The sequence below is a fragment of the Paraburkholderia caffeinilytica genome (assembly GCF_003368325.1).
Classification (GTDB): domain Bacteria; phylum Pseudomonadota; class Gammaproteobacteria; order Burkholderiales; family Burkholderiaceae; genus Paraburkholderia; species Paraburkholderia caffeinilytica.
Map to the genome: position 1 here is coordinate 4,010,863 of NZ_CP031467.1, position 11,890 is coordinate 4,022,752.

Here is an 11,890-nt window from a genome sequence, read left to right on the forward strand (position 1 = left end):
TGGGCGTGTAATTCCTCGATATGTCTAGGACTGTTTTCGCAGCGGTCAGTTTCAGTGCGCGTGCGCCTCGACCGACATGCTGTGGATGAATTTTTGCAGGAAGCGTTCGCATTCCACCAGCTGATCCAGCGCGACGAATTCGTTGGCTTTGTGCGCCTGCTGGATGTCGCCGGGGCCGCACACGATGCTCGGAATGCCCGCTAGCGAGAACAGCCCTGCTTCGGTGCCGTAGGCGACCTTACGCTTGTCCTGGTCCGCGGTCAGCGCCCGCACGAGTTGCGTGATCGCGGCTTGTTCAGACGAATCGAGTCCTGGCGCCGCGGCGATCTTCGTGATCTCGATGGCGGCGGATGGATGCTCGCGCAACATTTTCGGCAGCAGCGTTTCGCGTGCATATTGATCGATGCGCGCGAAGATCGGTTCGGGGTCGAGCGTGGGCAGGTTGCGGAATTCGAACTGGAACTTGCATTCGGCCGGCACGGTATTGATCGCATTGCCGCCGACGATCGTGCTGGTTTGCGCGGTGGTGAAGGGCACGTCGTACAGTTCGTCGAACGGGCCTTGCGCGCGGAATTGATCGGCCATGTCGCGGATGTAGCAGATCAGCCGCGCGGCGTATTCGATCGCGTTCAAGCCCTTCGGTGTGAGCGACGAATGCGCCGCCTGGCCGCGCACGCAGCACTGATAGGCATTGATGCCTTTGTGCGCCACGATCGGGCGCATGCTGGTCGGCTCGCCGACAATGCAGCCGTCCGGCTTCACGCCACGCTTCATCAGATCGGCGATCAGGAGCGGTGCGCCGGCGCAGCCCACTTCCTCGTCGAACGACAACGCGAAGTGAATCGGCCTGGCAAGTTTCGTGCGCTGCATCTCGGGCACGAGTGTCAGCGCCGCGCCGATGAAGCCCTTCATGTCGCAGGTGCCGCGGCCGTACAGCTTGTCGCCGCGGATTTCCGGCTTGAACGGATCGCTGTCCCATTGCTGACCGTCTACCGGCACGACGTCGGTATGGCCAGACAGCACCACGCCGCCGTTGGTCTCGCCGTCGTGTGCGGGAATCGTTGCGAACAGATTCGCCCATTTGCCGCTTTCGTCGTGAGTGAGCGTGGCTTCGACGCCGACCGCGCGCAATTCGTCGCGCACGGTTTCGATCAGACCGAGATTCGGATTGCGGCTTACCGTGTCCATCGACACCAGACGGGTCACCCAGGGAAGCGAGGCGGGCAGCGATGCAGACGAGGAGGAAGTCGATCCGGAGGCGGGCGTTTGCGAGGACTGCGCTGTTTCAGCGACGTGAGACATGACAAGACTCCGGCATTTGAGTCTTTCGATCATACCCAAAAAAAACGCACCCGTATGCTGCGGCACGCGTTTGCGCACCGCAGCATGAACGAAAAACGGCTAGACGTAGCCCGCTTTTTTAATGATGCCGGCGTAGGTCCCGGCATCTGGGCCGGTGTTGACGCGATACCGGCGCGTGAGCAGGCAACGGCGCGACATCCTAGCGCGCGGCAGCCGTGGCCGCGGTGCCGCGGCTGGGCGTGCCGAGCGCGCGCAAGGTTTCTTTCACCGTTGCCACGCGCACGGCGAGGTCCGGGCTGCGCGTTTCAATACGCAGCTTGTCCTGGCCCGCGAGCTTGATGTGCTTGTGTTTCTGCACCATCTCGATGATCCGCATCGCGTCGATCGGCGGATTGGGGATGAACTGCAAGCCGATCACCGCTTCACCCGCATCGATCTTCGAGATGCCCAAGGGCTTCGCCGCCAGTCGCAGCCGATGCGTCTCGACAAGCGCATGCGCTTGCGGCGGCAACTTGCCGAAGCGGTCGATCAACTCTTCCTGAATGCCGTCGATCGAATCGTTGTGTTCGCAATTGGCGAGGCGTTTGTAGAGCGAGAGGCGTTCCTGCACGTCGCCGCAATAGTCCGCCGGCAGAATCGCGGGTGCGTGCAGATTGATCTCGGTGGTCGCCGCCAGCGGCGCGGTGAGGTCCGGCTCCTTGCCTTCCTTGAGCGCCTTCACGGCGTCGTTCAGCATGTCGGTGTAAAGCTGGAATCCGATCTCCTGAATCTCACCCGATTGTTTGTCGCCAAGCACCTCGCCCGTACCGCGAATCTCGAGGTCGTGCATCGCGAGATAGAAGCCCGAACCGAGCTCCTCCATTTGCTGGATCGCTTCGAGACGGCGCTGCGCCTGCTTGGTCAGACCTTGCGGGTCATGCACCAGCAGATACGAATACGCCTGGTGATGCGAGCGTCCCACGCGGCCACGCAGCTGATGCAACTGCGCGAGGCCGAACTTGTCGGCGCGGTGAATCAGGATGGTGTTGGCACTCGGCACGTCGATACCGGTTTCGATGATCGTCGTGCACAGCAGAACGTTCGCGCGTTGGGCAACGAAGTCGCGCATCACGCGCTCGAGTTCGCGCTCATGCATCTGTCCATGCGCGACCGCGATGCGCGCTTCGGGCACGAGCGCTTCAAGCATCTGCCGGCGATTCTCGATCGTTTCGACTTCGTTATGCAGGAAGTACACCTGGCCGCCCCGTTTCAACTCGCGCAACATCGCTTCGCGAATCACGCTGTCTTCTTCGCGGCGCACGAAGGTCTTGATCGCAAGGCGCTTTTGCGGCGCGGTGGCAATCACGGAGAAATCGCGCAGGCCCTCGAGTGCCATGCCGAGCGTACGCGGGATCGGCGTCGCAGTGAGCGTGAGCACATCGACTTCCGCGCGCAACGCTTTCAGCGCCTCTTTCTGACGCACGCCGAAACGATGCTCCTCGTCGATGATCACGAGCCCCAGCCGCTTGAACTGCACATCCGAGGACAGCAGCTTGTGCGTGCCGATCACGACATCGACGGTGCCTTCGTTGATCTGCTGGATCGCCGCGTTGACTTCCTTGGTCGACTTGAAGCGCGACAGTTCGGCGATCCGCACCGGCCAGTCGGAGAAGCGGTCGGTGAAGGTTTGCGTGTGCTGTTCGGCGAGCAGCGTGGTGGGCGAGAGCAGCGCAACCTGCTTGCCGCCCATCACGGCGATGAACGCCGCGCGCAGTGCCACTTCGGTCTTGCCGAAGCCGACGTCGCCGCACACGAGGCGATCCATCGGCTTGCCGCTCGTCATGTCGCCGATCACGGCGGCAATCGCCGCGGCCTGGTCCGGTGTTTCCTCGAAGCCGAAGCTCTCGGCGAACTTCACGTAGTCTTTCGGTTCGAGCGGGAATGCGTGGCCTTCGCGCAGGGCGCGGCGGGCGTACAGGTTCAGCAGCTCGGCCGCGGTGTCGCGGATCTGCTGCGCGGCTTTGCGCTTCGCCTTTTCCCATTGTCCTGAGCCGAGCGAATGCAAGGGCGCGCTTTCCGGATCCGCGCCGCTGTAGCGCGAAATCACGTGCAACTGCGCGACGGGCACGTAGAGCTTGCTGTCGCTTGCGTATTCGAGGTGCAGGAACTCGGTTTCGCCTTCGCCGAGATCCATCGTGACGAGGCCCATATAGCGGCCAATGCCGTGCTGCGAATGCACGACCGGATCGCCGATCTTCAGTTCGGACAGATCGCGCACCATCGAATCGACGTTGCTCGCCTGTTCCTGACGGCGGCGTCCCGCGCGGCGCGCGAGCGGGCCGTAAAGCTCCGTCTCGGTGATGATCGCGATGCCGTCGACGGGTACCGCAAAGCCGTTCGCCAAAGGCGCGACGCCCAGCGAAAAAGGTTCGTCGCTCGTGAGCCAGTCCTGGAAGCTGTCGCTCGAGACGGGCTTCAGGCGATTGTCGGCGAGCAGTTGCAGGAGCGTTTCACGACGGCCCGCCGATTCCGTGGCGAACAGCACACGGTTCGGCGTGGTCTCGAGATAGGCGCGCAAGGCCGAGACCGGATCCTCCGCGTGGCGGTCGATCGCAAGATCCGGCAATGAGGTCGACCAGCCGCCGCCCGCGTTGGCTGGCAAGGCGAGCCGCGCGAACGGCTTGGCGAACGCAAAGAAATCCTCGTCCGAGAGGAACAGGCGCTGCGGCTCCAGAATCGGCCGGTCGCGATCGTGCGACAGGAAGTTGTAGCGCTGTCTGGTGTCGTTGGTGAAGCGCCGGATCGCCGCGTCCAGATCGCCGACGAACGCCAGTTGCGCGCCTTCGGGCAGGTAGTGGAACAGCGTCGCCGTTTCTTCGAAGAAGAGCGGCAGATAGTACTCGATGCCCGCCGACGGCACGCCGTTGCCGATGTCCTTGTAAATCGACGCGCGGCTCGGATCGCCCTCGAAGGTCTCGCGCCAGCGGCTGCGAAAAGCCGTGCGCGCGGCTTCGTCGAAGGGGAATTCGCGGCCCGGCAGCAGACGCACGTCCTTCACCGGATAGAGGCTGCGCTGGGTGTCCGGGTCGAATGCGCGGATCGAGTCGACCTGGTCGTCGAACAGGTCGATCCGGTACGGCAGGGGCGAGCCCATCGGGTAGAGGTCGAGCAGCGAGCCGCGCACGCAGTATTCGCCGGGACGCACCACCTGGCTCACGTGCTCGTAGCCGGCGAGCGTCAATTGCGCCTTGAGCCTGGCTTCGTCGAGGCGCTCGCCTTGCGAGAACGAGAACGTGTAGCCCGCCATGAACGAGGCGGGCGGCATCCGGTACAGGGCCGTGGTGGCCGGCACCAGCAGAATGTCGCAGCGGCCGTCGCCGAGATCGTGCAGCGTGGCGAGGCGCTCGGAGACCAGGTCCTGGTGCGGCGAGAAGGTGTCGTAAGGCAGCGTTTCCCAGTCCGGCAGCAAGCGCACGCGTGCCTCGGGCGCGAAAAAGCCGATTTCCTGCGCGAGCCGCTGCGCGTCGACGGCACTTTCGCAGACGACCGCGAGAAGCGGCATCTTCTCGCGATAGGCGAGATGGTAGCGGGCGATCAGCAGCGCGTCGGACGAGCCGTGCGTGCCGTCGAAGGCGAAACGCTGGCCGGCCTTGACAAGCGCGACGGGCGGGGCGTACTGCGATGATGCGGCGATGTCTGGCATAGAAGAGAAAAAGCGGCCTCGGGCTCACACGTGATCGGCAAGTTTACGCGTGTCGGGGCGTGGATGCGAAGGACCTATTATAAAATCCGTGCTTTACTTTGACCTCGCGGCATCCGCACTCGTGACTTCCCGTCTTTTTGCCCTGATTCCGTGCGCCGGCACCGGCAGCCGTTCCGGCGCCGCGATGCCCAAACAATATCGCACTGTCGCCGGTCGCGACATGCTGCATTACTCGCTGGCGGCTTTCGACGCCTGCAGCGAGTTCGCGCAAACCCTTGTCGTGATTGCCCCCGACGACCAGCACTTCGATGCCCGCCGTTTCAGCGGCCTGCGTTTTGCCGTGCGCCGCGCCGGCGGGGCGTCGCGCCAGGCGTCGGTGCTGAACGGGCTGCACGCGCTGGCCGAGTTCGGCGCGCGCGACGACGACTGGGTGCTGGTGCACGACGCCGCGCGGCCGGGCATTACGCCGGGCTTGATCCGCACGCTGATCGCCGCGCTGAAGGACGACGCGGTAGGCGGCATCATGGCCTTGCCGGTGGCGGATACCCTGAAGCGGATCGAGCCGGGGTCGTCCGACGGGCGGATTGCCCGTACCGAGGCACGCGATGGTCTGTGGCAAGCGCAGACGCCGCAGATGTTCCGCATCGGCATGTTGCGCGAGGCGATTTTGCGCGCCCAGGCGGACGGTCACGATTTGACCGACGAAGCGAGTGCGATCGAGTGGCTGGGGTACGCGCCCAGGCTGGTGCAGGGAAGTTTGCGCAACTTCAAGGTCACGTATCCGGAAGACTTCGATCTGGCCGAGGCAATCCTGAGCCGGCCGTCTTCGGCTTCCTGACTGGATAAATCAAATTTTAATCAATGGGCTTGAGGATTTGACGCGTATGGATTTCAGAATTGGGCAGGGTTATGACGTGCATGCGCTGGTGCCGGGACGTCCGTTGATTATCGGCGGCGTGACGATCCCCTATGAGCGAGGACTGCTCGGGCATTCGGATGCGGATGTGCTGTTGCACGCGATTACCGATGCTATTTTCGGCGCTGCGGCGATGGGCGATATCGGGCGGCATTTCTCCGATACGGACGCCAGTTTCGCCGGTGCGGATAGCCGGGTTTTGCTGCGCGAGTGTTTTGCCCGCGTTAAAGCCGCCGGATTTTCCATCGCCAATGTGGATAGCAGTGTGGTTGCGCAGGCGCCCAAGCTGGCGCCGCATATCGAGGCAATGCGTGCGAATATCGCCGCTGACCTCGACTTGCCGCTCGAGCGCGTCAACGTCAAGGCGAAAACCAACGAGAAACTGGGCTACCTCGGAAGAGGCGAAGGCATTGAAGCCCAGGCGGCGGTCCTGCTGGTCAAGAACTGATCTGTTTTTTTGCCGGTGGGCGGGCTGGCTTGATGCCTGCCCGCCGGCGGCATTATTCGAATCGCCTTCCTCGCGCGAGACGCCGACACGCAACGCGCCGCTGCGGCAAAAGCCATTGGACGCGCAGTAGCGGCCTTCCGACAGCCCGGCTTACCGCGTTGCGCCGCCGATCGGGCGGTTGCAAGGACACTCTTCGTCCGTTTGCAGAGCGTCGAGAATGCGCAGCACTTCTTCCGGATTGCGGCCGACGTTCAGGTTGTTCACCGAGACATGCTGAATCGTATTGTCCGGATCGATGATGAACGTCGCGCGCAGTGCGACGCCGGCTTCCTTGTCGCGCACGCCGAGCTGGTCGATCAACTCGCCCTTCACGTCGCCAAACGAATAGTGGTTCAGCCTGCTCAGGTCCTTGTGCTCGCGGCGCCAGGCCAGCTTCACGAATTCGTTGTCCACGCTGCCGCCCAGCAGCACCGCGTCGCGCTCTTCGAAATCCCTGACCAGCTTGCCGAACTCGACGATTTCAGTCGGACACACGAACGTGAAGTCTTTCGGATAGAAATAGATGATTTTCCACTTGTCCGGAAACGACTGCTCCGTGATCTCTTCGAACGCCGACACACCGTTTTCTTCATGGTTGTTGAAGCCCGGCTTGGCAGCCGTGACGGTGAACGCTTCAACTTTATCGCCAACGGTTTTCATGCTGGAGCTCCTTCGCGAGATGGAAAACGGCATGTTTGAGGCTATCAGCTTGTCACGGTATGCACGCGGCGCGTTTTAGAGTTTGAGCCTATGAATTTGCTCGTTCAATAAATTGTATCTAATGATCCGGAGGGTTATTGCTCAACGGGACTAACAGTCGCACGGGCGATGCAATGCCGTTGCCGGTCAGACGCCTTTGGCCAGCGGAAACTCGATCGTCACCTCGAGACCGGGGCCTGGCGTGCGATTACGCAGACGCAGCGCGCCGCGATAACGGCCTACAAGCCGCTGCACGATGGCCATGCCGAGGCCCGTGCCGTTCGCCTGGGTGCGCGCCGAGTTCACGCGATAGAACGGCCGTGTGACCAGCGCCAGTTGGTCCTCAGGAATGCCGGGCCCTTCATCGACCACGGACAATTCGACCCGCGAGTGCGATACCCGCGTCTCCAGAATCACGTGCGGGATGCCGTCGCCGTCGCTCAAACCATACTTGCGCGCGTTCTCCAGCAGATTGCCGACCACCCGCCGCATATCGGTTTCATCCGCCTCGATCACCGCCGACGGCGCGAGGCGCGTAATCAGCCGCATGCTGTCCTCGCTCTGCATTCGCGCGGCGAGTTCGCCTGCGATCACCGACAGGTCGACGGGCTCCGGTACGCGCTGCACCGGCCGGGCGTAATCGAGGAACCGGCCGATGATCATGTCCATCTGCTCGATATCGTCGACCATCGCGTCTTTCGTGGTCTGGTCGGACGGGCTCATTTCGGTTTCGAGCCGCAGCCGCGCGAGCGGGGTGCGCAGATCGTGCGAAATACCGGCGAGCATCAGCGCGCGGTCGGCCTCGAGCTGTTCGAGGTCCTGCACCATCTGGTTGAAACTGCGATTGGTCTCGGCGGCCACGCCCATGCCGCGCTCGGGCAGCGGCTCAGGAGACTGGCCCGAGCCGACCTTGCGCGCGGCCATGGCGAGCCGGGCGAACGGACGGTTCACGAGACTGGTGATGAAGGCCGCGCCGAACAGCGACAGCGCCAGCGCGAACACGCCCCAGCCGGCCCATTGCAAGCCTGTCGCGTTGTCCAGTTGGTCGCGGTCGAGCGCCACCCAGTAATCGTCGTCGTCGATCTTGAAGCTGATCCAGACGCCGGGGATGTCGTTCACGCTCTGTGCAATGACCGTGTCGTCGCCGAGGCGGCCACGAATGTCGTGTTCGATCAGCCGGTTCAGCGACTCGTCCGGCTGGAGTTTGTACTTGTCGGTGGTTTCGCGCGGATACACGCGCACCCCTTCATTGCTTTCCAGGTCCTGCAGCAGGGCGCGCCGCAGGTCGGGATCGGAATAGAGGAGTGCGGTGCGCGTGAGCTTGACGATGGCGACCAGCTGCAACGCCACGCGCTGTGCGCGCGGCTCGCGTTCGATCACCCGAAAGCTCTGGAACCACGCGGCGAGACTGACTGCGATCAACAGCGCGATCAACAGAAAGGTCCGCCAGAAAAGGCCGCCGAACGCGAGCGTCAGGAGGCGCCGGTCGATCCGCATGGGCCCTTCTTATCTGGAACTATCTTTACGTGGGACCGGAGATAGGGCGCTAAAGCGCGAACTCCGGTCGACCGCTGTGCATGGGACCGGAGTAATCGCGCTAAAGCGCGAACTCCGGTCGACACTGGACGTGGGAGCAAACTCAGGCTGCACCGTCAGGAATGAACACGTAGCCGAGGCCCCAGACGGTTTGGATGAAACGCGGGCTGCCCGGATCAGGTTCGATCAGCTTGCGCAGACGCGAAATCTGCACGTCCAGACTGCGGTCGAACACTTCGTATTCACGGCCGCGCGCCAGCTCCATCAGCTTTTCACGCGACAGCGGCTGGCGCGGGTGACGCGCAAACACCTTCAGCACCGAGAACTCACCCGTGGTCAGCGGAATTTCCTGGCCGGCCTTGGTGAGCGTGCGGGTGGCGAGATTCAGCGCAAACTCGCCGAACTCGAACACCTCGGTGGTTTCGGACGGCGCGCCCGGCAACTCCGACGGCGATTGCCGGCGCAGCACCGCGTGAATCCGCGCGACCAGCTCGCGCGGGTTGAACGGCTTGGGCAGATAGTCGTCGGCGCCCATTTCGAGCCCGACGATACGGTCGACGTCCTCACCCTTGGCCGTCAGCATGATGATCGGCGTGCGGTCGTTGCTGCCGCGCAGGCGGCGGCAGATCGACAGGCCGTCCTCGCCGGGCAGCATCAGATCGAGCACCAGCAAGTCGAAGCGCTCACGCACCCAGAGCTTGTTCATGGACGGCGCGTTCTCGGCAACATAGACATTGAAGCCCTGTTCACCGAGGTAGCGGCGCAGCAGATCGCGCAGGCGTGGATCGTCGTCGACGACGAGGATTTTCGAAGGGTTTTTGGTTTCCATGGTCGGCATCTTAGCGCGATTAGAAAGTAGCGCGCGGTTGCATCATTTATCGGGTTACAGTCAGTTACAAAATTTACCCGCACTGTGGCACGACGTAAAGCACGGGCAGGTAGACTCCTTTACTGAATGCGGCTGTTCGGTGGATACTTCACTCGACTAAAACTCTCGCACCCGGCTCGCTACCGGGGTCTGTATACGCATTTGAGGTAGCCGGTTGCCGCGCCACGAAGGGAACAACATGAAGGGAGGGGTTTGGCCGAATGTGCGCCTAAGCGTAATTACACTGGCGGTAGCCGGGACGCTTGCAGGCACACTGGGACCAACGCTCGCCCACGCCCAGCCTTCGGCGGACAGAGCTGTGAGCGAACGCGCGCCAAAACCGGCCAGCTCCAGGGCGAATCGCCGCAACCCCAGTAACGACAACCCTGCGTCAGACGTGTTGTTGCGCACCGCAGTTCCCCCCGATCTCGATCAACGCCGTCGTGACGGCCATATGACGCCCGACGAACGGCGTCTGTTACGGCAGCACATCGAAGACGCTGTCCGCGAACTCTACAAGAGATAGCGATTCCCGTGCCTGCGCGAGGCACGGCGGCCGCGCTTTCTCCGCGCGTGAAAGATTTCGTTGCACTTCCCTCGTCAACTTCCCTGTTCCATCTGCCGTTGAGCCGCCAGAGCCAAGCACGTTTTGCGTGAATGTCTTTTCGTGACGCCTCGCAACAGGATGACCGATGATGAAAGTGCTGACAGGCGGTAAGGTTGGGCGCTGGCTAGCAGTGACTGCTGCCGCGCTTGCGGCCGTGACGTGGTGTGCGCCGGCACCGGCCGTCCAGCAGGGCGCTTCCCATGCGCCTCATAGCAGGCATCGCGCGCCGGCTGCTGCGTCGGCCGTGTCTCCCGCCGACGAGGACATTCTCGACGCCGACGACGCACGCTTCTTCCTGACGCGCGTCGGCTTTGCGCCCGATAGCGGCGAGCTCGCGCAATACGTTGGACTCACGCGCGAGCAGGCCGTCGACAAAGTGCTGGCGACAGTCCGAACCGAAGCCGTCACACCGCTGCCGGACTGGGTGCTCGAACCGATCCCGACGCGCGAGATTCGCAAGGCGTGGACGGACGATCAACGTCGCGACGAGCAGCGGCTGCGCGGCCAGCGTTACGAAGCATTACGTGCGTGGTGGCTGCGCGAGATGCTGGGCACACCGTCGCCGCTGACCGAGCGCATGACGCTCTTCTGGCACAACCACTTCACGTCCGGCCAGGACAAAGTCCAGTACCCGCAGCAGATGGCGCAACAGAACATGCTGTTGCGCCGCGACGCGCTCGGCAACTTCGGCGAACTGTTGCACGACGTCGCCAAAGATCCAGCGATGCTGCAATACCTGGATGGTGCGGGCAATCGCAAGGGCAAGCCTAATGAAAACTTCGCGCGTGAAGTGATGGAGTTGTTCACGCTAGGAGAGGGGCGTTACACGCAGCGCGACGTATCGGAAGCCGCGCGTGCCTACACGGGCTGGAGCCTCGATCCCGACACCCAGGCGTACGTGTGGCGCGCCAACCAGCACGACGATGGCGAGAAGACCGTGCTCGGTCAAGCTGGTCCGTTCGACGGCGATCAGGTACTCGACATCCTGCTTGCGCAGCCGGAAACCGCGACCTTCGTCACGGCCAAGCTGTGGCGCGAGTTCGTCTCCGATACGCCGGACCCCGCTCGCATCGCACCGATCGCCGCGCAGTTCCGCGCGAGTCACTACGATATCAAGGTCGCGCTACGCGGCCTTTTCATGAGCGACGCGTTCTGGGACGACGGCGATCGCGGCGTCCTCGTGAAATCGCCGGTTGAATTCGTGGTCGGGACGCTGCGCGCGTTCGACATCGGCTACGACAACACGGCGCCGTTCGCCGCGGAGGTTCGCACGCTCGGCGAGAACCTGTTCTACCCGCCCAACGTCAAAGGATGGCCGGGCGGCGCGATATGGATCAATAGTTCGACGCTGCTTGCGCGTAAGCAATTCGTCGAGCAACTGTTCCGCGCGACTGAAACCGCCGGACCGCGGCGCACGAACGACCCGATGAGCGCGAAGATCGCCGCGAGCGGCGTACCAGGCCATATGCAGGCGAATCCGCCGGTGCAGCGCGCAGCGGCGCGGGTCGGCCAGGCGGGCCCGGCGAATCAAGGTGGCGTACGCTTTGACATCGACACGTGGCTGGCGCGTTACAACACCGCGCCGACTGCGAAGCCGGGGCTGTCGGCGGAGCTTCAACTACAGCACGCGGTCTTGCCGCTCACGCCGGTCGACGCGATCGAAACCGATTCGACCGCCAGCGCTTATCTGGAGGCGTTGCTGATGGACCCTGCTTATCAATTGAAGTGAGAACAAGCGCAACCAGCGCAACCGGCACAGGCGACGGAATTGAGCCGCTGAGGAGCCGCTGAGC

General features: G+C 63.2%; 9 protein-coding genes. 4 read left to right on the plus strand and 5 right to left on the minus strand.

Annotation, left to right across the window (positions count from 1 at the left end):
• Positions 1-51: 51 nt before the first annotated feature.
• Together argE and mfd are read right to left on the minus strand one after the other, a co-directional pair.
• The gene (gene argE, locus DSC91_RS34220) at positions 52-1,302 is read right to left on the minus strand and encodes an acetylornithine deacetylase (RefSeq protein ID WP_115782901.1); all 1,251 of its coding nucleotides are present in this window, start codon (positions 1,300-1,302) and stop codon (positions 52-54) included.
• A gap of 199 nt (positions 1,303-1,501) precedes the next feature.
• Complete coding sequence (gene mfd, locus DSC91_RS34225) at positions 1,502-4,984, minus strand: transcription-repair coupling factor (protein ID WP_115782902.1); 3,483 nt, start codon at positions 4,982-4,984, stop codon at positions 1,502-1,504.
• 121 nt (positions 4,985-5,105) lie between these two features.
• Here mfd and ispD point away from each other — a divergent pair, with 121 nt between their 5' ends.
• Both ispD and ispF read left to right on the plus strand, forming a co-directional pair.
• Entirely contained in the window at positions 5,106-5,822 is a 717-nt protein-coding gene (gene ispD / locus DSC91_RS34230) for a 2-C-methyl-D-erythritol 4-phosphate cytidylyltransferase (protein ID WP_115783611.1), read from the plus strand.
• 46 nt (positions 5,823-5,868) lie between these two features.
• Complete coding sequence (ispF, locus tag DSC91_RS34235; RefSeq protein WP_115782903.1) at positions 5,869-6,348, plus strand: 2-C-methyl-D-erythritol 2,4-cyclodiphosphate synthase; 480 nt, start codon at positions 5,869-5,871, stop codon at positions 6,346-6,348.
• A gap of 150 nt (positions 6,349-6,498) precedes the next feature.
• Here ispF and DSC91_RS34240 read toward each other — a convergent pair whose 3' ends face one another.
• The 3 genes from DSC91_RS34240 to ompR form a co-directional block, all read right to left on the minus strand.
• Positions 6,499-7,047, minus strand: a complete 549-nt coding sequence (locus tag DSC91_RS34240; RefSeq protein ID WP_115782904.1) for a peroxiredoxin — start codon at positions 7,045-7,047, stop codon at positions 6,499-6,501.
• 186 nt (positions 7,048-7,233) lie between these two features.
• Positions 7,234-8,583 carry an ATP-binding protein gene (locus tag DSC91_RS34245; protein ID WP_115782905.1) on the minus strand — a complete coding sequence of 450 codons (1,350 nt, stop codon included), beginning with the start codon at positions 8,581-8,583 and terminating at the stop codon, positions 7,234-7,236.
• Between the two features lie 142 nt (positions 8,584-8,725).
• Entirely contained in the window at positions 8,726-9,460 is a 735-nt protein-coding gene (ompR, locus tag DSC91_RS34250) for an osmolarity response regulator transcription factor OmpR (protein WP_006048917.1), read from the minus strand.
• Between the two features lie 229 nt (positions 9,461-9,689).
• Between ompR and DSC91_RS38425 the strand changes: the two genes are divergently transcribed.
• Both DSC91_RS38425 and DSC91_RS34260 read left to right on the plus strand, forming a co-directional pair.
• Positions 9,690-10,016: a hypothetical protein gene (locus DSC91_RS38425; protein WP_115782906.1), complete on the plus strand. Its 327-nt coding sequence runs from the start codon at positions 9,690-9,692 to the stop codon at positions 10,014-10,016.
• 166 nt (positions 10,017-10,182) lie between these two features.
• Positions 10,183-11,826: a DUF1800 domain-containing protein gene (locus DSC91_RS34260; RefSeq protein ID WP_115782907.1), complete on the plus strand. Its 1,644-nt coding sequence runs from the start codon at positions 10,183-10,185 to the stop codon at positions 11,824-11,826.
• The last annotated feature ends 64 nt before the right edge of the window (positions 11,827-11,890 follow it).